This window comes from Acinetobacter sp. ACNIH3, assembly GCF_002918965.1.
GTDB classification, from domain to species: Bacteria; Pseudomonadota; Gammaproteobacteria; order Pseudomonadales; family Moraxellaceae; genus Acinetobacter; species Acinetobacter schindleri.
Window position 1 is genome coordinate 22,048 of the sequence record NZ_PQLP01000013.1, and the last position, 24,089, is coordinate 46,136.

A 24,089-nucleotide genomic window follows, 5' to 3' on the forward strand; every position below is an offset into this window, starting at 1 on the left:
GATCAAATGCGTCATAAAATCGGCAAAATGCCAGTAATTTGATAAACCTATGCAGTTAATTAGAAAAACCCCTAGAAATACAGGGGTTTTTTTATGAAAAAGCGATTATAGTGGTGGCGCTGTCAGAATCGCTTCTTTTGAACCAGGTAAACCAGGTTGTGACGCTGGAATTGTTTCTAGACCTTCAATGCGTTCCACAATACCGTTTGGATTGAAGTAGATTTTTAAGTGCTGACCACGTGCAGCAGGAATGTTGGCTTTTTTAGCATAGGTTCCTGGGGTATAATTGTAGATGTAGTCCCAGCGTAATGGATTTAAAGGATCTGTCACTGTTGGGCTGCCAAGTAGGAAGCGGACTTGTTGGTGGCTCATTCCCACCTGGATTTTAGAGGCTTGTGCTTGAGTTAAAGGTGTTCCTTGAGGAATATCAACTTTGTACACACCTAAGGTCGAACAGCCGACGAGCAATGAAGTGACGAATAACGTCAACATGATTTTTTGCATTTTGCTACACTATCCCAAATTAATTATGATGCATTTGATCCAAGGATAGATCATACTGCATCTAAACTTTGTTGCATATTCCAACTTTAATTTTGTTGAGAGACCTTTTTACATGCCTATTTCAAATCAAGATTTACGCAAAGCTGGACTGAAAGTTACCCTGCCTAGAATTAAAATATTAGAACTATTAGAAAACTCACGTCAGCACCATTTAAGCGCGGAAGATATCTATAAGACTTTACTCGATCAAGGGGAAGATGTGGGTCTTGCAACTGTATATCGTGTGTTAACACAGTTTGAAGCAGCGGGCATTATTCAGCGTCATCACTTTGAAAATAATCATTCTGTATTTGAAATTATGCAGGATGATCACCATGATCACCTGGTATGTCAAAACTGCAATAAAGTTGTTGAATTCACCAATGACGTAATTGAACATGAACAGCACGAAGTTGCGAAAAAATTCGGCTTTGAATTAACAGGCCACTCACTGAATCTGTATGGTTACTGTGATGAACCTGAATGTCAGGACGCTTATCGTAAAAAATAATGCCAGGATGTTCCTGGGTAGAAAAAAAACAGGCTTCAAAGGAAGCCTGTTTTTTTATGAGGATATTAATTAATCTTAAGATTGTCCATCAAAGGTAATATTGCTGCCGGCATTCATTAGATGTGCACCACCTTCTTCGGATAACTTGATTTGCAGACGCAGATCGTTTGGAGAGTCGGCATGTTTCAACGCATCCTTATAGCTGATCTGTTTGGCCTTGTACAGGTCATACAGTGCTTGGTCAAAGGTCTGCATTCCAAGTTCACGTGAACGCTTCATCAAGTCTTTAATTTCATGCACATCACCTTTACGGATCAGATCTGAAACTAAAGGTGAGTTGATCAGGATCTCAATTGCGGCACGACGGCCTGTACCATCAATGGTTGGGATTAGTTGCTGTGCCACCATCGCTTTGAGGTTTAAAGACAAGTCCATAAACAGCTGGTTATGACGGTCTGCCTCAAAGAAGTGAATAATCCGGTCAATGGCCTGGTTGGCGTTATTGGCGTGCAGGGTGGCAAATACCAGGTGACCGGTTTCCGCAAAGGCAATAGCATAGTCCATGGTTTCACGGGAACGGATCTCACCGATCAGAATCACGTCTGGTGCCTGACGCAGGGTATTTTTCAGGGCGATTTCAAATGAATCTGTGTCGATCCCGACTTCACGCTGGGTGATGATACAACCCTTATGCTGGTGCACAAATTCGATCGGGTCTTCGATGGTGATGATATGACCTTTGGAATTTTCATTACGATAACCAATCAAAGAGGCGAGGGAAGTCGATTTACCGGTACCTGTTGCGCCCACGAAGATGATAATCCCGCGCTTGGTCATCGCCAGTTCTTTCAGAATTGGCGGTAACTTTAAATCATCCATAGTAGGAATGACGGTTTCAATACGACGCAGAACCATACCCGGCTGATCACGCTGCTGAAATGCACTGACACGGAAACGTGCTGATTTGCTGGGATTGGTAATCGCAAAGTTACACTCACGTGTATCGGCAAATTCTTTGCGCTGTTTTTCCGTCATAATTGAATGCAGAATCTGGCCTACTGCTGGTCCAGGTAATTTGACTGATCCAATCGGCACAATTGAGCCATTCACTTTAATTGAAGGTTCTACATCTGCAGTAATGAACAGATCCGATGCCTTTTGTGCCACCATATAGTCGAGCAAGCCGTTAAAATCCATACTTCGTCCCCGAGAAAATCAAAACATTTTTTATAGGAAAGATTCAGGCTGTTTAGCAGCAGTACGCGCAACTTGTGGGCTGATCACGCCTTTAGATACCAGTGTTTTCAGGCTCTGATCCAGCGTAGTCATACCATAGTTGGCACCGGTCTGAATGGCAGAGTACATTTGAGCAACTTTGTTTTCACGGATCAGGTTACGGATGGCCGGAATACCGATCATGATTTCATGTGCAGCGACACGACCACCACCATTTTTCTTGAGCAGGGTTTGTGAGACAACCGCTTGTAATGATTCAGACAGCATGGCACGAACCATGTCTTTTTCTTCGGCCGGGAATACGTCGATCACACGGTCAATAGTTTTAGCAGCAGAAGTCGTATGCAGGGTGCCAAACACCAGGTGACCGGTTTCAGCAGCAGTGAGTGCCAGACGGATGGTTTCAAGGTCACGCATCTCACCCACCAGGATAATATCCGGGTCTTCACGTAATGCAGAACGTAATGCTTCATTGAAACCATGCGTGTCACGATGCACTTCACGCTGGTTGATCAGACATTTTTTGGATTGGTGTACAAATTCAATTGGATCTTCGACGGTCAGAATATGGTCATAACGGTTATCATTGATATAGTCCAGCATCGCTGCCAGCGTCGTTGATTTACCTGAACCGGTTGGGCCTGTGACCAGTACCAGACCACGCGGATAGTCACAAATATCTTTAAAAATCTGCCCCATGCCCAGATCTTCAATCGTTAAAACTTTAGAGGGAATGGTACGGAATACGGCACCGGCACCGCGGTTCTGGTTAAATGCGTTCACACGGAAACGGGCGACGCCAGGAACTTCAAAGGAAAAGTCAGTTTCTAGATTTTCTTCATAGTCACGGCGCTGTTTATCGTTCATGATATCGTAAACCAGCTTGTGAACTTCTTTATGTTCCAGGGCAGGCAGGTTAATACGACGAACTTCACCATCAACACGAATCAGTGGTGGCATCCCCGCAGACAAGTGTAAATCTGACGCGCCATTTTTAGCAGAAAATGCTAATAATTCTGTAATGTCCATAAAGTCCCCAAAGGCATTTAAATGTTATTTATTTTGATAGAATAATAAGGCTTTCCCACAGCTTAACCAACACTTAGTTGGGGGGCAAGGGAAAAAAATATGAACGAAATGAGAACTCCGTCAATGAAAATGTTGCAACTCGCACGAGATCAGGTATTGGCCCAAATTCACACTGCATGTCAGCAGGCTGGTCGTGATGAACAGACCGTGCAGCTGCTGGCTGTTTCAAAGACACATCCAGCGGAAATGTTGGCGGAAATGTATGCAGCCGGACAGCGCAGTTTTGGTGAAAACTATTTGCAGGAAGCGCTGGATAAGATTGAAAAGTTGCAGAATCTGGAAATTGAATGGCATTTTATTGGGCATGTTCAGCGGAACAAGACCAAGCATCTGGCAGAAAAGTTTGACTGGGTACATGGGGTAGATCGTCTGATCATTGCCGAACGTCTGTCTAATCAGCGCGAAGATAATCAAGCGCCTCTAAATATTTGTCTTCAGGTGAATATCGACGGGCAGGATACCAAAGACGGCTGTCAGCCAGAAGAAGTAGCGGATCTCGTAGCGCAAATTAGCCAGTTACCAAAACTGCGTCTGCGTGGTTTGATGGTGATTCCGGCGCCAAATAATACAGCGGCTTTTGCCGATGCCAAGGCTTTATTCGAAGCGGTTAAAATGCAACATGCCAAAGCTGAGGATTGGGATACTTTAAGCATGGGGATGTCAGGGGATATGACCGAAGCGATTGCGGCAGGTTCAACCATGGTGCGGGTCGGCACCGCCTTGTTTGGTACACGTCCTAAAAAGGATTAACGGAACCATATTTCAGACAGGTTTTTCAAATTGTTAAGAAAAGTGTTATTGCATTGAGCGGGATAACGCTTTTCTTTGTTGTGGTTCGAGTAATTTTGCCATTAAGCTAGCCAGTAGAACTAAAACCAGCATAGTAGAAATTAGGGCCAGAACAGCACCCCCTAGACCATAAGCACGGCTTTGTGGAAAGCAACCCAAAATAAACAGCAGTAATGGAAAATGAGTCACATAGAGAGTATAAGAAAAACTCGCGGACTTTACCCAGACCGGTTGATAATGACTGAGTTTTTGTTGCAGTTGAATCAGCCAGCAGACAAAAGCCAATCCCATCAACGTGTTAAATGGTACAAAATAGTTGCCACGATAAATTTTGACCTGATCGATCATATGAAAGTGATAGGCGTCTCTAAAGGCAATGAAAAAAGCCAGGCTCAGGCAGCCCAGTTTGAGTGAATTCAAATGATTTAAGACATACTGTTGAATATGACCAAATGAACTGGCAAAGGCTGTCAGCCATACAAGCAAATAAATCAGAAATTGGGGATTAAGTGCGGTAAGTGTAATTAACACTAAAGCAAAACTGAGTTTGGCAATAACGGAATGTTTTAAAAAAGGCAAAAAGCCCGCCAGCACATAAAACCAGACCTCAAGACTTAAACTCCATAGTGGCGCATTGGCAGATAGCGTGGGCGTCACAAAGCCATTTAAAAAGAACAGTGAACCCAGAAAATTGTCCCACTCCAGACTATAGGTGGTACGAATCATCATGCCAAAGCTGTTCTGAAACTGATGTGTATGAGAGCTAAAAAAGTAGGGCGCCAGAATATATAAAGTTAAGGTCAGGGCAAGGGCAAACAGGAAAGGCGGTAAAATTCTACGGCAGCGCTGCGTGATATAGTGAGACAGATTAAACTGGCTGTTTTGTTGGATATTATTCTGTATAGAGGTTCCGATCAGATAGCCACTTAGAGCAAAGAACATCATCACCGCGGCCTGACCAAGCAGCCGAACCCAGGAATACAGTGTTAAATCAAAAGGGGCGATAAAAGCCTGAAAGCAGTGACTAAATAGCACCACAATTGCACTTACTCCACGCAAGCTTTCCAGTTGTAAACTGAATTCAGCTGAAAATCTGCGTGAAGTCATATTCATGAGCGCTAGCCTATAATCTGAATAGTACTGGCACCAGAGCCAACGGGTTTAACCTGAATCTGGACTGGAATCCGTTCATGCATTTCCTGGATATGCGAGATCAGCACCACTTTACGACCCTGGCTTTGCAGATGATCGAGAGCATTCATCACCATATGTAAGGACGCTGGATCGAGTGTCCCAAAACCTTCATCAATGAACAGCGATTCCAGCTTCATCGAGCCAGACGCCATATTGGCAATGGCCAAGGCTAAGGCGAGTGATACCAGGAAAGTTTCCCCACCGGACAGCGAAAGTACAGGGCGGACCTCACTGTTCATATCCAAGTCAATAATCGCCAGACTCAGACTGTTCGGAATACGGTGCAGCTGATAGCGTGGAGCCAAAGGCTGGAGCTGCTGATTGGCATATTCAACTAGAATATCCAGATGATGTTCCTGGGCAATTTTCTGGAATTTGGTACCTTCTTTATGTCCAATCAGGTCATAAATCCGACCCCAACGATATTCCTCAGCCTTAATCTGTTCAATCTGATGCTGGTATCTGGCATACATACTCTGGTTGTTGGCATTCATACGCAGTTTGGCATCGGTTTCATTCAGTATTTCTTGTTGTGCTGTCTTTTCCTGTATCAGTGCAGCCAGTTTTTGTTCAATCTCTTCAAATTCATGTTCAGGCTGCAGTTTTAAATGTGCCTGATATTGTTCTTCGAGTAACTGCCATGCGGTTTTGGCATTTTCCAGTGCCTGTTTTTGATTGGATAAATCCTGGCGGATACGTTGATGGCTGATGAGATCAATACCCAGCCATTGTTCAATTTGCGTCGTAGTAACCTGTGGATGGTTCTGCTGCCAAGCCTGAATACTCTGCTGATATTGCTCAAGTTGCTGATCAATCTGCTTTTGTTGGGTTATAAAATCCTGCAACTTAAGATTGGCCTGATGCAGCTGTTTTTCTGCCTGACTGGTTTGTTGGCGCTGGATGTCTAGTTGCTGTTGCAAAGCTTTGGTTTGCTGATTCAAAGTCGTCTGCCACTCTGCAGCTACCCGATATACTTGTCCTGCGTGTTGCCCGGTCAATTCAGCTAGTTGCTGGCGTAAGTCCTTACCTTGCTGGATAAGCTGCTCTAAAGACTGGTGGCGTTGCGCAAAATTCTGCTGTTCAACTTGCAGCTGATATTGGGTTTTATCAACTGCTTGTTGCTGTGCTTGCAGCTCAGATTCCAGTTGCTTTTGCACACTTAAATGCTGCATGCGTTGTTGTAACTGTTGTTGTAGAGTGGATAACCATTTTATCGGATCCTGAGATGCATAGTTCTCAGGCAATACATTGATTAGGGGTTGAATAAGCTGGGTCAATTGAGTCCGCTGTTGCAGAACCAATTGCAGTTGATGTAAGTGCTGCTGCTGCTGACGCCATTGCTGTAATAGCTGCTGTAACTGCTGTTCTTGTCGTTGCAGCTGTTCAATCTGCTTTACGACACTATTGCTATGGTCTTTCAAAAGGTGGGCTAAACGATTTAAGTCATTTTCACTCTCAGTAATAACCCCTAAATTCGCCAGCTGAGTTGTATATTCAATCTGTTGCTGCTGAATTTGCTGCTGGAATGCTTGCAAACGCTGCTGTTGCTGTTCAATCACAGTTTGCAGCTTTGAGATTTCAATCTGTTTCTGTTGCTGGGTCTGACTTAGCTGATCAAGCTGTTGTCTGGCTTGCTGTAATTGCTGTTCCTGTAGCTGACATAAGCTTTTGTCCAGTAGCTCATGTTGTCCTTGAGCAAAAGGATGTTCATGACCGCCGCATACCATACAGGGTTCATCAGGTTTTAATTGGGCACGCAGTTCCTGCACGCTTTGTGTATGCAATAAACGCTGCTGAGCTAAAATCCGCTCTAGCTGTTCATAAGCCTGTTGTTCAGATTGAATCTGTTGCTGCAAAGTCTGTTCAGCATTTTGCAGCAATTTCAGCTGCTGTTGCTGGATATTTATAGAGGTTTGTAGCTGCTCTGACTCTTGAGATTGTTGCAGAGTCTGTCGTAAGCGTTGCTTTAGCCCATCAAGCTGAAGCTGTTCGGTATAATGCTGTTGGAGGGTCTGCTGAACAGATTTAAGTTGCTGGTCTAACTGTTCAATACTTTGATGTTGCTGGATCCAGTGGTTGAGCTTGGCAGATAATTCGGTAACGGTTTTTTCCAGTGCATACAAAGGCTGATTTAGGCTTTCAGGATTTTTTTGCAATAGTTGTTGATGCTGCTGTAAATAGTCCTGCATACGTTGCAGGGTACTTTGCGGCTCCTGATCAAAAACACTTAAAAATTCTGACTGGGTTAACTGCTGAGTAATCTGCTGCTGTTTAGCCTGAGCATGACTTAAGGCTAATTGTTGCTGTACTAACTGCTGTTCTAGGGGGTGCAGGTGAGTAGTTTGAAACTGATTTTGCTCCGTATTCAGTTTTTTATATTGTTCAGATACCGTATGGATAGCATGATCCAGCTTTAAGCCTGCTTCCAGATGTGGCTTGATCTGGTCTAAATGCTGCTGAAATTTCTGCTGCTGTTGCTCCAAGGCTACTAGTTTGGTTTCTTCTTCAATAAAGCGTTTTTTTAGCGTTTCAAACTCAAGGGTGAATTGTGCCTGTTGTTGCTGAATCTGAATTTTTTTCGGTTCTAAATGGGAACGCTGAATAAACTGATCACGGATAGACTGGAATTCATCCAGCTGTTCCAGTAATTGTTGCTGTCCTGCAGATTTATTTATGGCATCCAACTGGACATCATACACTTCTTTTTTTGCATGGACTTCGGCATACAGCTTATGTCGGTCCAGATGCCATTTTTTCTCATTTTCTAGCAGTTTTTCAGATTGCTGAAGATTCTGTAATTGTAAAGACAGCGCCGTCTGTTGCTGTTTTAAGGCGTTAATATCTTCTTCGGACAGGGTTTCAATATGTCCAATCAGCTTTTCCAGATCACTGCGCTTATTTTTTACTTCACTGAATTTTTGTGCTGCTTTTTGACTGACCACACTGAAAATTTGTGAATTGGTCAAATATTCCAGCAGGTCTGCACGTTCATGATCTTTGGCTTTTAAGAAGGCTCCCACTTCAGACTGGGCAAGCAGGACAGCACGGGTAAACTGCTCAAAGCTGAGTCCAATCAGTTTTTCAATAAGTGGCGTGACTTCGGATATTTTTTGGGTGAGCGTGGTGTCATCATCAAGGCATTTGATATAACGGTCGACTTTTAAATTGCCATCAATTTTATTGCGGGCACGGCGGATTTCCCAACGGGCAAGATAGCGCTTGCTATCCAGCGCAATAAATTCCAGTTCACTAAAGCCGGTGGTTGTGCCACGACGCAGAATATTTTTAGAATCTTTGATGGAAACATCCTGTCCCCCTGTATCTTTGAGACTGCCAGTTGCACCTTTTAAACGTGGAATTTCGTTATACAGTGCCAAACACATGGCATCCAGCAGGGTAGATTTGCCTGCACCAGTTTTACCGGTAATGGCAATCAGGCCGGCATGTGCTAATGGGCTATCATCAAAGCGAATATCATGAGTGCCTGCCAGAGAAGCCAGATTGTTTAAACTCAAACGTAAAATTTTCATGGCATTTCCTTATGGCTGCTGCACATCAATATCTTGCTGAGCTTCATGTAGCAGCTGCAGGAAATCACGCTTTACCGAATCATCCGGATCATAACCCATCTTTTCCCAGAGGTTGCCGAACAGGGATTCCGGGGTCGGAGGCGCCAGATCAATTTTAGAAATGTGCGTGCTTGAGTCCGCTACTTGCTGATAAATCCGGGAAATACGTAGCAGTCGGTAACGGTTTGGCGGCAAAGCCTGTTCAATCTGCTGTCTGAGATCTACTGGGGGAGGCGCAGTGGTAGTGTATTCAATTTCCAGGAAATGGCGTGCAAACAGCTGTTCAATTTCACCATTCGGCAAGGCCTTGACTTGGTCAATCAGATCATTGAGGTCGGCACGAATCCGGAGCAGATCTACAGTACGTGGAATGATCAGAGGCTCATATTGAAAGCGTTGTTCATCTGACTGCATCGGGTCAATTCGTACCTCTACAACCTGATGTTTATAATTCAATTCACTAAAAGACAAAGGAATAGGCGAACCACTATAGCGGATATGTTCCTGACCGACTTTCTGCGGTTTATGCAAATGCCCCAACGCGACATAATCAATACCCTCTTCAAAAAGCGCCGTCGATAAGGCTTCTTCATGTCCCACTACAATCGGACGTTCAGAATCCGAAGTTTCTCCGCCTTGCATATGCGCATGTGACATCAGAATCAGCGCCTGATCTGGCTGTTTACGTGCCTTGGCTTCAGCGATCAGTTGTTGATGCAGATAGCTAATCGCGTTTTGACTGTTGCTGGTATGTTCATTCAGTCCGGTAATTTCGGCACTACGCAGATAAGGCAAGGCCAGGCACCAGGCTACAATTTTCTGTTCAGGGCCATAAATCGGCACCATCAGACGATCCAGATCCAGCTGATTATTTTCCTTGCGGCTGATGACACCGACTGCACGTGCATTGAATTTGGCAAGAAAAGGCTCAACCTGCTCAATTCGATAACCGGAATCATGGTTACCGGCAATCATCAGGGTTTGCATGTGCGGTGCCAGTGTATGGGCACTGGTTAAAAATTGATAAAGCTGTTTCTGAGCGCTGGAGGACGGATTGATGACATCAAAGATATCGCCTGCAATTAGCAAGGCATTTGGCTGTTTTTGTTTAATTTGTTCCAGCAACCAGCTCAAAAAATGGCGATGTTCAAATTCACGATCATGATTATGGAAAAATTGTCCTAAATGCCAATCTGATGTGTGTAAAAAATGAACTGCCATGTCCCCTGAGCCTATAAAAGTTTAAACACCCGAAGTGGGTAAAAGCATGGATGAAACCAGCAAAAATCTTACTTCCGAAGCAGGAATGATCGTTTTGGTCTGGATGAAAAATATCAGTATAGTGAGCTCGATCTGAGAAAACCAGTATCGGGTTGGGCAACTACTTTCTATCTGACCCTAATAAGGCAATTTAATTTCTTGTTTTTTATCTATGTTTAAACTGGAGCAATACGGAATAAAAATTTAGAAGCCCAAAAAATAAAGACCGACGATTCGAGTGATGGTGAAATCGTCGGTCAAAGTATGCTGTTTAAGAAAATTTTGGCTGCTATTCAAAACTTTCTGCTGCACACGAGTCTTATTGCTTTAGCAAAGATCAAACAGATTTGTGGATGCCGGTACAAATTTGGTGACCTTGTACCCTATATAACGTCAGCTTTACAGGATCGGTTGACAATACAATGAAAAAAAATTCATTTTTTTTTATACTGACTACATCCTTTTGTGTGAGCTATGGCTATGGCGCCGCTAAAACGCTATTTTCTCTGGTTTTTTTTAATCTGTTTTGTGATGACCTGTATTTGCGGAGTGATTGCAGCCCTAATGCCGATGGGAATGGGGGCTGTACTGACCATGGTGCCATATCTGGTGGCCATGATCTGGGTATTATTTAAATTTCTTCGTCAGAACCGTCGGGCACCGACACAAGCCGAACGTAAAAAAATCACTTTAGGATTCAGTCTGATTTTCTGGGGGTATAACCTGGCATTTTTACTGTTGGGAATTCTGGTCGCAACCCGGTCCAATCCGAATGCCTGGCAGGATTTCATACTGTATCTTCAACAACCGCAGTTTATGAGTGTCGTGGTGATCATGTTCCTGTTGATTGCGATTCCATTGTATCTGCTGACTTACTGGTTCTATGGAAATCAGGCTCAGCGCATGGTCAACAAAATGTTTGGTAGCTCTCAGTAAATTATTTGCACATAAGTGACTAGAACTTTAGTCTAAAAAAAAAGCCTGAAACCCCTTAATATTCAGGCTTGATATCTTTTGCTGTAAGTCATTACGATGAATGGTATTTTTTGATAACTGCAAAGATTGGCCAGTTCAGTACAATGTTTGGGACCTAAGAAAAACAGCGACTGAATAACAATGCATAAGCCTGTCGTACTCATTACCGGAGCTAGTGGTTTTATTGGCCAATATGCGGTCAAACACTTTCTTGGACTAGATTGTCATGTCATTGGCCTGACACGTGAACACCATCGCCTGGAAATGCATCCAGATTTTCACTGGATCAATGATTTTGATGAACTGCGTACCCGTCAGATTGATTATGTTATTAATCTGGCGGGTGAAAATATCGGTACAGAGCGCTGGACTGCCGAGCGTAAAGATATTCTCTTGCAGAGCCGATTAGAAACGACCCGTCAACTCTATGAATTTTTAAAAAAGAATCAGATTTTCCCGAAATGTATTTTGTCTACATCTGCCGTGGGTTATTACGGTATTGATCCTCAAGAACAATGGCAACAGGTGTATACGGAAGAAGCTGCGCCCCAACAGATTTTCATGTCTCAGCTTTGTGCGCAGTGGGAGCAGCTGGCCTTATCCTATACTGATCAGAATACCAAGATTATGCGTTTTGGTGTGGTGCTGGGTAGAAGAGGTGGCATCTTGCCACAAATGCTGATGCCAATCAAAATGAATCTGGTGGGTCGAATCGGGAGTGGTCGGCAGCCATTCGCCTGGGTGCATATCCAGGATCTGCTTAACGTGATGGATTTTCTGCTGCATGAAAAAAGCAACGCTCACATCTTTAATGTGGTTGCGCCTGAGAAAACCAGCCAGCTGCGTTTTAGCCAGACAGCAGCAGAGCTACTGAAGCGTAAACCGCTATTCGCTTTGCCTGGAAGTATTATGCAGTGGATGTTGGGTGAGCAGTCACAACTGATTTTAAATGGTCAGTATGTCCAGCCTAAAGCACTGCAAGATGCTGGCTTTGAATTTGAGTTTCCAAGCCTCAAGGAAGCACTCACGGATCTAGTGGGCAAGCGCAGTTAAAAGCTGTAACTGATCTGGTGCATAGGCTTGTGAATCCACTAAAGTCGACTGTCCGAACATCAGCTGTCTGAGCAAAATAGCGGAGGCAGGCGCCATACATAAGCCATTGCGGAAATGGCCGAAATTGGCCCAGCCATTTTTCAAATTTGGCAGTTGACCTATATAAGGAATGCCTTGCGGTGAGCCGGGACGTAAGCCAGCCCATTCCTGGACAATCGGGAATTCTGCCAGTTCTGGAACCATCTCAAAACTGGCATCCAGAATTTTCTGACGAATCTCGACAGCAGGCGTGGTATTAAAACCAACTTCGCGCATGCTGGAACCACAGACAATATGCCCATCCTGACGTGGAATCAGGTACATGACCTGATTCATACACATGGTCGGCAGCCAGTGGTCTGGCGTTTTAAACAACACCATCTGTCCCTGAACAGGATGCACTGGGATATCTCTTGTTAGCTGCAGCGACCATTGTGCTGACCATGCGCCGGTGCTGAAGACAAACTGATCTGCTGCAATCCAGTCACCCTGTTCAGTTTGCACCGCATCAATTTGTGCACTACCAATTTTTATTTTCCGAACTGGCGTATGTTCTAGCCAACGCACGTAGGGATGCTGTTTTAAATAATGAATAATGGATTGGAGTAAGCGAGGGTTACGTACATTGGCGATGTGGGGGAAGTACAAAGCATGTTTAAATTCGGATGAAACCTGCGGATTGATCTGCTCAATCTGTTCCTGCTCGATATAAAGCGCTTGCTGCATCGGCTCATGATGTCGTTGAGCATAGTGATAGCCAATGTCGAAATCTTCTTCATCAAAAATCAGCATGCCGGTTTCATGAATTTCAAAATCAATGCCAGTAACTGGTTTTAATTTGTTATTCCAGGCCTGATATAGCGGTTTGGCATATTTGGCCAAGGCATTGACTGCCTGAGGATAACGCCATGGATACATCGGGGAAAGAATACCGCCACCGGCCCAGGAGGCAGCTTTTCCTGCCTGCTGCTGATCCAGAATCGTTACTGAACAGCCCTGTTCAATCAACTCCAGTGCAGTCATGAGTCCATTAATCCCTGCACCGATGATGGCAATATGCATCAGGTTTTAACCCTTATTTTCGAATCTTGTTTAAACCAAAAAAATGCCTTCCTTGAATCAAGAAAGGCATTCCAGACTATTTCATTTCTTTCAGTTTGATTGCAGCTTCTTCCGCAAAGTAAGTCCAGATGCCATCTGCACCAGCACGGCGGCAGCTCATCAATGATTCCAGAATCACGCTGTCAGATAGCCAGCCATTCTGGATTGCACCCGCCAGCATCGCATATTCACCGCTAACCTGATACACGAAGGTTGGAATGCCAAAAGTATCTTTGACTTCACGTACGATATCCAGATAAGGAAGGCCTGGTTTTACAATAACCATGTCGGCACCTTCCTGAATATCCAAGGCGATTTCATGCAGGGCTTCAGCACGGTTGCCGACATCCATCTGGTAATTGTACTTATTGCCGCCTTTCAGGTTGCTTGAAGAACCTACTGCATCACGGAAGGGGCCGTAGAAGCTGGAGGCATATTTGGCAGAGTAGGCCATGATAGACGTATAGATATGACCATTGGCTTCAAAAGCTTCACGAATCGCGCCGATACGGCCATCCATCATGTCACTTGGTGCAAAGATATCCGCACCGGCTTCGGCATGGCTTAAGCCCTGTTTAATCAGACATTCAACCGTTTCCTCATTTAAGACATAACCAGTTTCATCGATAATGCCATCTTGACCATGCGTGGTATAAGGGTCCAATGCACCATCGGTAATCAGTACCATTTCTGGTAATTCTTTTTTCAGCAGGCGAACAGTGGTTTGCACTAAACCATCTTCACGCCATGCCGCTTCAGCAGTCAGACTTTTGTCTTCTTGTGGCGTTACCGGGAACAGCGCTAGTTTGCTGACACCCAACTCAAGCAGGCGTTCAGCTTTTTTCACCAGCAGATCTGCCGAAAGACGCTGAATATTTGGCATACTTGGCACGTCTTGAGTCTGGTTTTGACCCGGTAAAACAAATACTGGATAAATGAGATGATCAGCCGTGAGGTGCGTTTCACGAACCATTGAGCGCAGGTGTTCATTTTTACGAATACGACGCATGCGAGTTGCAGGAAACGCGGGACGATTGAACGTATAGGTCATAAAAATCTCATTGATCAATATTAAACTATGGGTATTGTAGTGCCTTAATTTGCATTTAGGGCAAATGGATACATTTTTTTATTTAATCAAGGTTATTCGAGCAAACTATGACGGTAGCAGAGAAAAGTTGGACAGGAAATATTGATTTAGGCTCGAATAAGGACGTTCTATTCAACCAGTTGTGTGATGCTTTTAATGCTTCACCATTCTACCAATATTGCGGTATGCAAATGCGCGTTATGGATGGACAGATTGAAGCCTATGTGGAAATGCAGAAGGATCTGATTGGCAATGTGGCATTCCAGATTTTACATGGTGGTGTGGCTGCCACCATTCTGGATAGTATTGGTGGAATTACCGCAATGGGTGAGCTGTACAAAAAAGCCAGCCCTGAAGATATGCAAGAAACCAGCAAAAAAGTTTCACGTCTGGCGACTGTGGATATGCGTGTCGACTATCTGGCACCCGGGCGTGGCAAATATTTTACTGCACGTGCAGAAACCCTGCGTCTGGGGCGTAAGGGATGTACCATGCGCATGACCCTGATTAATGATGAAGCTAAACCGATTGCGACTGCGATTGCCTCTTATGCTTACTAGAAACTGAGATAATTAAAAAAACCGCTGAATATTCAGCGGTTTTTTATGGCTTATAAATCTGATTTGGCCCGTTTTAAGGCATTTTGCCATTTGGCCAAGTGAGCTTCACGTTCATCATTTTGCATTTTTGGTTCAAAGGCCTGATCCAGTTGCCAGGACTGGGCAATCTCATCCAGGCTGGAAAATACGCCTGATTTTAAGCCCGCCATCGCCGCAGCACCCCAAGCGGTGGATTCCAGCATTTTTGGACGTAGCACAGGAACATTCAGCAGATCAGCCTGGAACTGCATCAACATATCATTTGAACTTGCGCCACCATCGACACGGAGTTCTTTTAAAGGATGAGCAATATCAGATTGCATTGCAGTTAGAATATCGGATACTTGGAAGGCTATAGATTCTAAAGCAGCACGTGCAATATGGGACTTATTGGTACCGCGTGACATCCCCCAAAGTAAAGCACGTGCTTCACTGTCCCAGTGCGGTGCACCGAGACCAGTAAAGGCAGGTACCAAAACTACGCCGTCTGTATCTGGAACTTTACAGGCCAGTTTTTCTACATCTGAACTTTTTTGAATAATCCCCAGACCATCCCGTAACCATTGCACCACCGCACCCGCCATAAAGATACTGCCTTCCAGTGCGTAGGTCGTGTGACCCTGTGCTTGCCAGGCAAGTGTAGAAAGCAGCTTGTTCTGACTCGGTTGAATATCATGACCAGTATTAAACAGCATAAAACAGCCGGTTCCATAAGTGTTTTTTGCCATGCCGGGTTCAAAACAAGATTGGCCAAACAGGGCAGATTGTTGGTCGCCCAAAATACCGGTAATAGGAATGGTAGCACCTAATAAACCAGGTGCCGTATCTGCAATATGGCAATCGGAGCTGATGATTCTTGGCAGGACTGCAGCTGGAATATTAAACAGATCCAGTAGGCTCTCATCCCAACTTTGAGTTTGCAGATTCATTAGCATGGTACGGGAAGCATTACTGGCTTCAATGACATGTTCAGCGCCTTGGGTCAGGTTCCAGATCAGCCAGCTATCGATGGTGCCAAAAGCGACATGTCCCTGTTCTGCCAATGCGCGTAAACCCTCAGTATTTTCTAATAACCAGACCAGCTTTCCGGCACTGAAATAAGGGTCAATGCGTAGACCGGTTGTTTGTTGTACCTGATCCATCAGGCTTTGCTGAATCAGCTGATTACACCATTCTGTCGCACGGCGGTCCTGCCAGATAATCGCCGGCGCAAGGGGCTTGCCATTACGGCGATCCCACACAATAGTCGTTTCACGCTGATTGGTGAGTCCAATCGCTTTAATGTCTTTTGCTAGAACTCCCGCAGAAGCGATCGCTTGCTGAACGACACCAATTTGGGTAGTCCAAATTTCTAAGGCATCTTGCTCGACCCAACCCGAACGAGGAGTTTGAATATGTGTTTCTTTTTGAGCTGTCGCTTGAACCTGTCCATGTTCATTAAAAATAATTGCACGACTAGACGTCGTTCCCTGATCAAGGGCCAATAAATAGCTCATAATTTTTTTAAATACTGACTTGAATTTTTAAATATTAGCGCAATTATGTAATCAGGCGTATTCAAAAGTCTATTTGTGTAGAAAATGCATCGTATTTTTTACTAGTTATGCTATGATTGCTCTGTACTTTGGGGGTGTTCTTGGCTTCGACGCTGATGATGAAACTCATAGATGCATGCCGAGAGCGCATTTTCTCTCGTAAATAAAATTTGCATTTTAATAGTCGCAAACGACGAAACTTACGCTCTAGCTGCCTAAGGGCAGCTTGTCCGCATCCCTGAATACTTGTGGTTAGGGGTCCCGACTGAAGCGAACGCACACAAGTCCGTATGAAATCAAGCCTTGGGGTTTCGTACTAAATCTTAAAGGATCGCGATTTGTACCCTGTTCGTCGGGTCACAAAGAGCTAAACCAATAGACGATATCTAAGCATGTAGTATTCTCGAGCGTAATGTTGGCGGACGCGGGTTCAACTCCCGCCACCTCCACCAAAATTCTTGTTATAAATCAGCCACTTATATTAAGTGGCTTTTTTATTGCCACATATTTGCCACATTTTTCATTCCAAGAGCTTTCGATTTCGACGTATTTAGGCTGTACGAGTTACGCTAAGTTTCGCAATTTCTTGCTTGTTCTTATCTCCATGCAACCATTTGGTATAGCGTTTGATCAGCATTTGTAGGCTATGCCCAAGTTGATCAGCTACAAACATTGGATTGACGCCATCCATAAGCAACATCGTCGCATAAGTATGCCTTGCATTATATGCAGGGCGGTGACGTATAGAACACGCTTTCATTGCTTCTACAAGACGCTCTCTAGGTGGTTTTTCATTAAAGAATGGTTCCTTAGTCTTGGGACATAGCATTACATAATCTGTTTGGTAGCCTTGATCCTTTTTAAATTGAAGTAAAGCTTTCAAAGCCAGAGTTGATCGTTCATTCAGATAAACCTCGCGAGAAGTATGTGTTTTGGTCACTTTCTTTTCCATTCCTCTTACACGGCTTTTGCTGACCTTGAATGTTCCATTGAACCAATCGATATCGCTTTCTCTGAGAGCGATCATTTCTGAAGGTCTACAGCCTGTCCAGAAGGCAAACTCAAAATACCACCGATAAAATTTGTCCTCATCATGTAAGCTTTTGTCGAGCCAAGCTAGTAAGGCTTCCATCTCCTTACGTGTGAAGGGGTCAGGTGTTTCCACCTGAACCTTACGATTCTTAATTTTATTCATAGGGTTTACAGAAATCTGATTATGCTTAACAGCCAACTCGAAAACTCCACGTAAAGGCGTGGCGCAATTATTAAATGTTTTCGCTGTTTGAAAATTACGATCGATAATGACTTCCTCAATATCTTCAGTCGTGATATTGGCTATTGGTGTTAATGCAAAATAAGGCATCCAATGACATTCTAAAATTTTGCGATAGCCATTTTTTGAATCTTTATTGGCAATCGAAAACTTTAAAAATTTTTGTGCAACATCTTGAAATAAGACTTGCTGACCATCCATTGATTCAGTTTCTGTAACATCAAGGCCTTTTGCTTGTGCTATATCATTCTCAGTTAAAATCCCCCATTTGGCTTTATTTATGAGGTCACTTCTAATTTTAGCGGCTGTACGGATACCTTCCGCAGTCGGCGGGTGTGGGAGTGTAATGTAGTAGCGCTGCTTTTTAGAGGTGAAGTTGATTTCGAGTGCATTCTCCCTAATTCTAACGCCGGTTGGTAACGTTTTTGAGTTTGTTCTGTCAACCATTGGTTATAACCTCTAAGTGAGTAGTAAATATTTCCATCTTGTTTTGTCCAAACTAAATCTTGTGGCCAATTTTTTCGCCGATGTGTCAGTTTTTGTTCTTCAATGCCTGTAAGCTTTGAGAACACTGAAGCATCTACCCAATCGATAGCTGTAAGCCCTAGTTCTAAAAGAACATCTAAAATTTCGTTTTGCATAAAATTACTTAGCCAATTGAGCTGATCTAAAAATTATTCACGGCTAGGCATAAATTTCCCTAGTCATAAATCGTCATGTGGAAAACTTAGCACATGACATTTTTTAAAAACTCGTTTCGTTTAAAACTTCAAAAAAATGGTTATTCAAAAAAATTATGAAATAAAAAAATCATATTTATGCTTAATGAATTAATGATTTAATCCCATTTGTTAGGTACAAAATTTGGTACTTAAATCCTCAATATCATGAGTTAAGTACCAGATTTGGTATCTTAAAAATCAGCTCGAAAAATGATTTATAATTTATTTTTTTAACAAGGGTTGGAGCACATCTAAAAGACTCTCACCATTTTTACGATCAATTATTTTTGCAGACATGCCTAATTTTTGCGGCCCATCTACATCAGCAATTTGAGTATCACCAATGAAAAAAACTTCATTTGGTTGACAGTTCATTTGAGTTAAAAAATGTTGGTAGATTAAAGGATCTGGCTTATTTGCACCGACCTGAAAGCTCCATGCATAAGTATCTAAAGGTGGAAGTAGGTGCTGTGCTCGTTCACCATAAGGCGTTGCTGCATTGGAGCAGACTGCCAATTTGTAGCCTAGCTTTTTAAGCTCAAGCAGCATTGGTATAGAATCATCAAAAGCACGCATATACTTTAAATCATGTTGAAGATCGTTGTTCATTTCAGCTAACAAGGGAGCGGGTAGTTGATAACCGAAATAAGAAGCGATTGTCTCAAAATTGCCATCTAGCGACATGATCATCGCAGCATCATTTGGTTGTGGTTTTCGCCCTTGTTGTTTAATCCATTTCATCATTTTTTTATAAGGTGATTGACTATTTTTAATTTCAATTAGCGTTCCAAAAACATCAAAGGCTACTGCTTTATAAGGTCGTTTACTCACTATTCTTATCTCATTAAAAGTTTAAGCATATGGTCTAGCGTTTTATATCAACTCTTTTATTCATCAAAATTTAAGTCAGAATCATTTAAAGAGGAGGGCGAACTGAACTTTTCTGCTTTATTTGATTAACTTAAATTCAAACCTATCTGTTCAGGTGAATGCCAAAGCATTTTTAAGTGTCCTAGTTGGTCTCTGAGATGAGCGGCTTTACGGATGATATATTTTTTTTGTTTCAGCCATTCATCCAGGCGCGCATCGTCATAATGGATGTCTATCTTCAGTTGTAAAAGCTGGTTATATAAGCCACGCTTTTCAGATGACATTGCTTCTAGAATAGATGGTGGAGCCATGGGCTCTAATGGATGTAGCAACCCACCTTCAGCCTGACAAGACTTGGTCTTTGCATGTTGAGAAGAAGCAGACACTCCGCTAACGGTTAGCCCTTTTTTCATTAACTTTGATAATGGCAGAGTTGGAGATTCAGCCTGATTGTGATTTTCAGTTTCAGCATTTGCAGGTTCAGTAGATTCTTTCAATAGCTCGCTGATTTTTCGGTAATTAATGCTATAAAAGTTGGTTTGAATCCATTTATTTTGAGATAGCTTTTTGACAACCAAAATGCCCACTTTCTTTAGCTTGGAAACTATACGTTTGATCGTGGAGGGACTGTATGTACCTAAGGTCTTAGCCCATTGCTCATAGCTGTGATAAAAGTACTTCTGTTGCTGAATTACTTGAGCTTCACCACTTTGCAGGCAGTAATGAAGCTTTTGAAGGAAGATCGCTGATGGCACCCCATACGCTTGGGCAAGCGTAGGAGATGCAATAAGAGGGTAGTCGCCTTGGACTAGTAGTTTTGTTTTTTTAGTCATGAGAATACTCACTTAAGGCTTAGTAAGTGGTATTAGACGATTTGGGGTGCGGACGTTGCTGAGTTCGGCGTAGCCAATCTTCAGGATACTCCTGACTATAAGATTCATAATGCTGACCAGACCAATATTCTTGGTTGAGTTCATCATAAAATTGGTTTTGAGGGCATGCTAGATGCTGCTGTTCAGCTTGTAAGTCTTGCGGAATGTTATCTTCAGCTTGATCTAAAGTTTTGTAAATATCAAGTAAGGCTTGGCGCTGTATAGGCGATAGAATTTTTGCACTTTCAATAAGAAGTTGCTTAGCAAGTTTTTTGGGTGTGCAAAGGCTTGCACCAATGAATTTATTATTCATAGCAGGTTCCTAGATAAATATTGTAATTATCTCCATCACTTCTCACGGTAATGGAGGCAACTTAACAGGGGTGAGAATACTGAATCTAGGATCAGCCAGCACGAAGCTGCCCTGCTAAGCTACCATAGGACTGCTTAACAGTAGGCAAAAAAATAGCCGCAAGTGCGACATTTAAATGCACCTAGATTTTAACAGGTTCTCACGCCTGAACACAGATTTTGCTGTGTTGAAATAAGATTATCCCGCTATGTTAACTAGGTCAAGGCCTTGAAATGAATTATTTTTTAAAAGATGAAAAATGTAGTGAGCTCTGACATGCGCTAAATATATTAAATTATTTTATTTCTTATTTTATTTATAAAGAAGAACAGATCAATTTGACCTAATGGAGCGGATCTGTTTGAGATGATCGTAAGTTTCAGTATGGTCTTAACTGCAACTTAAGGCACTTTGTGAGTTTCCAGTTATAGAAATATTTTTATAAGAAATAGATCTACTGAGTCCTATTCTTAATTTTTGATCAATCGAACATTTGAGTGTGAGTTAAATAGAGAACAGTATTCGGCTCATTGGGTGAGCCGAATAAGATTGAATTGAAGTGCGTTATCAGAAGGTAATACAAAAATGTTGAGAGCTATTTATTTGTTGGACTCTGATCACGATCTTTTTTAAGTGATGGATTTCTAGGATCTGATGAAATCGCTTTCAGTGCTTCATTAAGTTGTGAAAAGTTAGGAAGATGCTTGTTTTTTTCAAAATCAAAAATGTCGCGTAGAGTTGGATGGTGCTCAATCTTAGATTTATATATGAAATAAACATACATCATATCTATTAGGGTATCTATTATGGGACGACCACACACAGCAAAAAATGCTTCATATATCTTATTAAAAGATGCACCTAAAAAAAATATTACACTATTTCTCTTTTTCCTTTGTTTTAATTTTTCAGCTAGAATCTGTTTGTCATATTCAGAAAGAGTATTTTTAGAAATACATTGTTTTATTTTTTCATTATTATTAATACGATAACTATTCAGTAATTCTTGCAGATTAAAGTATTCATGATGATTAAAATCTAAATACTCTTTTTCTTTTTTCAGAATGTTTTTTTCAATGTCTGTTAAATTATCAAATGGGATGGTTTTTATATATTTTAATGTTTGATGGTTTTTGATTCTTTGATTTTCCTTATATTGGCATGCATTGATTAGATTTTTATGGGTTTCTGTAAATTTTTTAAAATCTATTTTTGTTAAATCTGTATTCTCGAGAATATTAATTAAATTTATTTCACATGGATATTTAGGCGTGATAAATAATTCTTCTTTTTGTGTATAAAGAAAATTATATAAATCACTTTTTTTGATAATTTTTTTGGGTCTACCGGCTGTCATTTGAAGGCTCCTTGCCTTACGTTAGAGGAAAGCTCTATCTTTAACAGGAACCCAAAATGCATGATGAGTTTCATGCAAAATCTCAAAAAAATAGCTATCCTGCTCTCCACTTAGTTACCCGATTAATAAAGCTGGCGCTTTTAAGAATTTTTTGGGCTGCGCACAAAAAATTCTTATCTCGTCTCCGTGTCTTTTTATTCCATCATTTGCATTGCAAATGTTGTACTAAAAAGACACTACTACTCGCCCTGTGGGACCAAAAGCCCAATTAATATAATTTTAAGATTTTGATATATATGTATATATTTTAAGGGGATGCTTTCTGTATGTACGTTACACTATAAAGGGTAAAGCGTTACACTATAATTTATGGTGCGTTACACTATAAAAAATGTGCGTTACACGATAGAAATAGGCGTTACACTATAAAAATCATCTAGAGGTTCGATTTCTGATTATTGAAGATCACTTTTTGATCTTCAGATCTTGATTAAGATCATATCGCTACTGAATCAATCATGAAAAACCTATTTAGAAATATAACCACTTTCCTGAACTTTTTCTTTTAAATTAAATTATTAGAATATTTAAAAATATATTAACTCTTTGATAAGAGAGTTAATAAAAAATGTTTTATTTTGATTTAAGACATAATCGTAAACAGAGTTCTAAAAGTTCATTTAATGGCTTTTGTTATATTACTCGAACTAAGCATTTTAAGTTAAACAAGATTGAGTTAAATGAAGAAGTTGAATTTGTTTGCTCAGGTAATATGCCTAAGTGGGCAGAATATAAGCCGGATAGATTTTGGGTTGCTGCTGATAAATATGAAAAAAATAATAGTCGTACATCCAGTCATATTACTATTGCTTTACCTAAGCAATTAAATTCTGAACAGCGAATAGAATTATCAAAGAGTTTAATAAATGCTTTTTGTGAGGAATTTAAATTTCCATATAGCTGTGCCATTCACAATCATAAAGGTATTTTAGATGGTGAAAGTGATCAACCACATTTGCATTTACAATATTCCGAGCGTACAACCCTTGATGATTTTGAACGACCACCCGAGCTGTTTTTTAGGCAATACCGGCCTAAAAATCCTGAACGTGGCGGAGCACAGAAGATTACTGCTGATGTGTTGGGTTTGGGACGACATCAAATTAGACACATGCGGCAACTCACCGAAAAACTAATCAATGAGTCTTTAGAACTATATGCACCGATGAAGACAGTTCGTATATACGATATTGAACTTCAAGTGCCTAACCGAGTTTCCTGTCTATCTAATGAAGATTACAATGCCAAATTTGGAACGAAACTTAAAGATACGCCTCAAATCCCACATTGGAAGCTTTATAGTTCAGATCCTATTGATCAGTTGGATATAAAGCCCTTAATTGAAAAAGTGAAGACCATCCGACAAGAAAATTTATATGAATTATATAAAGACGAATACGAATTGGAACTCCAGCGTATGCATACGATGAAAGCTGAAATCAACAAAGTAAAAGTAAAAAATCATGATGCAGATTGTGGTATGTCTATGTGACTTTACAATTAATTATTTGGCCTAACTGTCAAGTACGATCAGTTGAATATTCAATCCTTTGAGCAGATATGGATATTTACGGTGAGCTTGATTGGCCTTACTTAGATTTGGTTTACGATATAACGCATTAATACCCATTTTCTTCATTAAAGTACGTGTATAACGTCGTCCTATATGATGTCCTTGACGGTTCAATAAATCGCGCATCATACGGCTACCTACAAAAGGGTATTGCATATGTAATTGATCCATACAGCGCATCAGCTTCAGATCTGATGCACTCACAGGTTTTGGGGGATAGTAATACAACCACGGGAGACTTTCAGCAGCAGCTTTAAAATCTTTGAATGATTTCTTCTTGGTCTACGTGCCATAAAATACTGCTTATACCGATGCTTATAACATCATTCGAGGAGCAAAATATCACTTATAGTTGTTGTTCAAATTTCCTGATCCACCTCTATTTTTCTGTAGTACAGATTACTGGAGTGGGCTGTTATAAAATTTA

At 41.7% G+C, this 24,089-nt stretch carries 20 protein-coding genes, 1 other RNA gene and 1 pseudogene; 7 read left to right on the forward strand and 15 right to left on the reverse strand.

The window, feature by feature from the left end:
• Nucleotides 1-105 precede the first annotated feature (105 nt).
• Nucleotides 106-504, reverse strand: a complete 399-nt coding sequence (locus C3420_RS07560) for an outer membrane protein assembly factor BamE (RefSeq protein ID WP_004811126.1) — start codon at nucleotides 502-504, stop codon at nucleotides 106-108.
• Nucleotides 505-616: 112 nt separating this feature from the next.
• Between C3420_RS07560 and fur the strand changes: the two genes are divergently transcribed.
• The gene (gene fur, locus C3420_RS07565) at nucleotides 617-1,054 is read left to right on the forward strand and encodes a ferric iron uptake transcriptional regulator (RefSeq protein WP_004811125.1); all 438 of its coding nucleotides are present in this window, start codon (nucleotides 617-619) and stop codon (nucleotides 1,052-1,054) included.
• Nucleotides 1,055-1,129: 75 nt separating this feature from the next.
• On the opposite strand, the gene C3420_RS07570 is transcribed toward fur, so the two are convergent.
• Together C3420_RS07570 and C3420_RS07575 are read right to left on the reverse strand one after the other, a co-directional pair.
• Nucleotides 1,130-2,251: a PilT/PilU family type 4a pilus ATPase gene (locus C3420_RS07570; protein WP_048881346.1), complete on the reverse strand. Its 1,122-nt coding sequence runs from the start codon at nucleotides 2,249-2,251 to the stop codon at nucleotides 1,130-1,132.
• 30 nt (nucleotides 2,252-2,281) lie between these two features.
• Nucleotides 2,282-3,319 (reverse strand): type IV pilus twitching motility protein PilT, encoded by a 1,038-nt coding sequence (locus tag C3420_RS07575; RefSeq protein WP_004811122.1) that lies wholly within the window; start codon nucleotides 3,317-3,319, stop codon nucleotides 2,282-2,284.
• Nucleotides 3,320-3,442: 123 nt separating this feature from the next.
• Here C3420_RS07575 and C3420_RS07580 point away from each other — a divergent pair, with 123 nt between their 5' ends.
• Nucleotides 3,443-4,129 carry a YggS family pyridoxal phosphate-dependent enzyme gene (locus C3420_RS07580; protein ID WP_103800464.1) on the forward strand — a complete coding sequence of 229 codons (687 nt, stop codon included), beginning with the start codon at nucleotides 3,443-3,445 and terminating at the stop codon, nucleotides 4,127-4,129.
• Between the two features lie 45 nt (nucleotides 4,130-4,174).
• Here the strand turns inward: C3420_RS07580 and C3420_RS07585 are convergent, their stop codons facing one another.
• From C3420_RS07585 to C3420_RS07595, 3 genes are read right to left on the reverse strand one after another with little or no spacing between them, the layout of a single operon-like run.
• Nucleotides 4,175-5,281, reverse strand: a complete 1,107-nt coding sequence (locus C3420_RS07585) for an acyltransferase family protein (protein ID WP_103800465.1) — start codon at nucleotides 5,279-5,281, stop codon at nucleotides 4,175-4,177.
• Between the two features lie 5 nt (nucleotides 5,282-5,286).
• A complete protein-coding gene (locus tag C3420_RS07590) occupies nucleotides 5,287-8,892 on the reverse strand; it encodes an AAA family ATPase (protein ID WP_103800466.1) in 3,606 nt (1,201 codons plus the stop codon).
• A gap of 9 nt (nucleotides 8,893-8,901) precedes the next feature.
• Complete coding sequence (locus tag C3420_RS07595; RefSeq protein ID WP_103800467.1) at nucleotides 8,902-10,152, reverse strand: exonuclease SbcCD subunit D; 1,251 nt, start codon at nucleotides 10,150-10,152, stop codon at nucleotides 8,902-8,904.
• A gap of 519 nt (nucleotides 10,153-10,671) precedes the next feature.
• Here C3420_RS07595 and C3420_RS07600 point away from each other — a divergent pair.
• A complete protein-coding gene (locus C3420_RS07600) occupies nucleotides 10,672-11,127 on the forward strand; it encodes an ABZJ_00895 family protein (protein WP_004811109.1) in 456 nt (151 codons plus the stop codon).
• Between the two features lie 180 nt (nucleotides 11,128-11,307).
• A complete protein-coding gene (locus tag C3420_RS07605; RefSeq protein ID WP_103800468.1) occupies nucleotides 11,308-12,219 on the forward strand; it encodes a TIGR01777 family oxidoreductase in 912 nt (303 codons plus the stop codon).
• Here the strand turns inward: C3420_RS07605 and thiO are convergent.
• On the reverse strand, nucleotides 12,199-13,320 hold the full coding sequence (thiO, locus tag C3420_RS07610; protein WP_048881352.1) for a glycine oxidase ThiO: 1,122 nt from the start codon (nucleotides 13,318-13,320) through the stop codon (nucleotides 12,199-12,201). The genes C3420_RS07605 and thiO overlap by 21 nt on opposite strands.
• Nucleotides 13,321-13,396: 76 nt before the next feature.
• Nucleotides 13,397-14,410 (reverse strand): porphobilinogen synthase, encoded by a 1,014-nt coding sequence (gene hemB / locus C3420_RS07615; protein WP_103800469.1) that lies wholly within the window; start codon nucleotides 14,408-14,410, stop codon nucleotides 13,397-13,399.
• A gap of 107 nt (nucleotides 14,411-14,517) precedes the next feature.
• Between hemB and C3420_RS07620 the strand changes: the two genes are divergently transcribed.
• The gene (locus C3420_RS07620) at nucleotides 14,518-15,009 is read left to right on the forward strand and encodes a thioesterase family protein (protein ID WP_103800470.1); all 492 of its coding nucleotides are present in this window, start codon (nucleotides 14,518-14,520) and stop codon (nucleotides 15,007-15,009) included.
• A 50-nt stretch (nucleotides 15,010-15,059) separates the two neighbouring features.
• Here the strand turns inward: C3420_RS07620 and glpK are convergent, their stop codons facing one another.
• Entirely contained in the window at nucleotides 15,060-16,544 is a 1,485-nt protein-coding gene (gene glpK, locus C3420_RS07625) for a glycerol kinase GlpK (protein WP_103800471.1), read from the reverse strand.
• 130 nt (nucleotides 16,545-16,674) lie between these two features.
• Between glpK and ssrA the strand changes: the two genes are divergently transcribed.
• Nucleotides 16,675-17,035: a transfer-messenger RNA gene (gene ssrA / locus C3420_RS07630) on the forward strand.
• Nucleotides 17,036-17,133: 98 nt separating this feature from the next.
• Here ssrA and C3420_RS07635 read toward each other — a convergent pair.
• The 5 genes from C3420_RS07635 to C3420_RS07655 form a co-directional block, all read right to left on the reverse strand.
• Nucleotides 17,134-18,303 (reverse strand): site-specific integrase, encoded by a 1,170-nt coding sequence (locus C3420_RS07635; RefSeq protein WP_103800472.1) that lies wholly within the window; start codon nucleotides 18,301-18,303, stop codon nucleotides 17,134-17,136.
• A 497-nt stretch (nucleotides 18,304-18,800) separates the two neighbouring features.
• Nucleotides 18,801-19,409, reverse strand: a complete 609-nt coding sequence (locus tag C3420_RS07640; protein ID WP_103800473.1) for an HAD family hydrolase — start codon at nucleotides 19,407-19,409, stop codon at nucleotides 18,801-18,803.
• A gap of 125 nt (nucleotides 19,410-19,534) precedes the next feature.
• Nucleotides 19,535-20,281: a hypothetical protein gene (locus tag C3420_RS07645; protein ID WP_103800474.1), complete on the reverse strand. Its 747-nt coding sequence runs from the start codon at nucleotides 20,279-20,281 to the stop codon at nucleotides 19,535-19,537.
• A gap of 19 nt (nucleotides 20,282-20,300) precedes the next feature.
• Nucleotides 20,301-20,633: a hypothetical protein gene (locus C3420_RS07650; protein WP_103800475.1), complete on the reverse strand. Its 333-nt coding sequence runs from the start codon at nucleotides 20,631-20,633 to the stop codon at nucleotides 20,301-20,303.
• 634 nt (nucleotides 20,634-21,267) lie between these two features.
• Nucleotides 21,268-22,029, reverse strand: a complete 762-nt coding sequence (locus C3420_RS07655; protein WP_103857227.1) for a hypothetical protein — start codon at nucleotides 22,027-22,029, stop codon at nucleotides 21,268-21,270.
• 628 nt (nucleotides 22,030-22,657) lie between these two features.
• On the opposite strand from C3420_RS07655, the gene C3420_RS07665 reads away from it, so the two are divergent.
• Nucleotides 22,658-23,581: a MobA/MobL family protein gene (locus C3420_RS07665; protein WP_103857228.1), complete on the forward strand. Its 924-nt coding sequence runs from the start codon at nucleotides 22,658-22,660 to the stop codon at nucleotides 23,579-23,581.
• Between the two features lie 42 nt (nucleotides 23,582-23,623).
• Here C3420_RS07665 and C3420_RS07670 read toward each other — a convergent pair.
• Nucleotides 23,624-23,910, reverse strand: a pseudogene (locus C3420_RS07670) (IS3 family transposase); the annotation flags it as partial.
• Nucleotides 23,911-24,089: the final 179 nt, after the last annotated feature.

Coding starts and splice junctions, on each gene's coding strand:
- C3420_RS07560 (WP_004811126.1), bottom strand. CDS start 504: ATGCAAAAAATCATGTTGACGTTATTCGTCACTTCATTGCTCGTCGGC.
- fur (WP_004811125.1), top strand. CDS start 617: ATGCCTATTTCAAATCAAGATTTACGCAAAGCTGGACTGAAAGTTACC.
- C3420_RS07570 (WP_048881346.1), bottom strand. CDS start 2,251: ATGGATTTTAACGGCTTGCTCGACTATATGGTGGCACAAAAGGCATCG.
- C3420_RS07575 (WP_004811122.1), bottom strand. CDS start 3,319: ATGGACATTACAGAATTATTAGCATTTTCTGCTAAAAATGGCGCGTCA.
- C3420_RS07580 (WP_103800464.1), top strand. CDS start 3,443: ATGAAAATGTTGCAACTCGCACGAGATCAGGTATTGGCCCAAATTCAC.
- C3420_RS07585 (WP_103800465.1), bottom strand. CDS start 5,281: ATGAATATGACTTCACGCAGATTTTCAGCTGAATTCAGTTTACAACTG.
- C3420_RS07590 (WP_103800466.1), bottom strand. CDS start 8,892: ATGAAAATTTTACGTTTGAGTTTAAACAATCTGGCTTCTCTGGCAGGC.
- C3420_RS07595 (WP_103800467.1), bottom strand. CDS start 10,152: ATGGCAGTTCATTTTTTACACACATCAGATTGGCATTTAGGACAATTT.
- C3420_RS07600 (WP_004811109.1), top strand. CDS start 10,672: ATGGCGCCGCTAAAACGCTATTTTCTCTGGTTTTTTTTAATCTGTTTT.
- C3420_RS07605 (WP_103800468.1), top strand. CDS start 11,308: ATGCATAAGCCTGTCGTACTCATTACCGGAGCTAGTGGTTTTATTGGC.
- thiO (WP_048881352.1), bottom strand. CDS start 13,320: ATGCATATTGCCATCATCGGTGCAGGGATTAATGGACTCATGACTGCA.
- hemB (WP_103800469.1), bottom strand. CDS start 14,410: ATGACCTATACGTTCAATCGTCCCGCGTTTCCTGCAACTCGCATGCGT.
- C3420_RS07620 (WP_103800470.1), top strand. CDS start 14,518: ATGACGGTAGCAGAGAAAAGTTGGACAGGAAATATTGATTTAGGCTCG.
- glpK (WP_103800471.1), bottom strand. CDS start 16,544: ATGAGCTATTTATTGGCCCTTGATCAGGGAACGACGTCTAGTCGTGCA.
- C3420_RS07635 (WP_103800472.1), bottom strand. CDS start 18,303: ATGGTTGACAGAACAAACTCAAAAACGTTACCAACCGGCGTTAGAATT.
- C3420_RS07645 (WP_103800474.1), bottom strand. CDS start 20,281: ATGACTAAAAAAACAAAACTACTAGTCCAAGGCGACTACCCTCTTATT.
- C3420_RS07650 (WP_103800475.1), bottom strand. CDS start 20,633: ATGAATAATAAATTCATTGGTGCAAGCCTTTGCACACCCAAAAAACTT.
- C3420_RS07655 (WP_103857227.1), bottom strand. CDS start 22,029: ATGACAGCCGGTAGACCCAAAAAAATTATCAAAAAAAGTGATTTATAT.
- C3420_RS07665 (WP_103857228.1), top strand. CDS start 22,658: ATGTTTTATTTTGATTTAAGACATAATCGTAAACAGAGTTCTAAAAGT.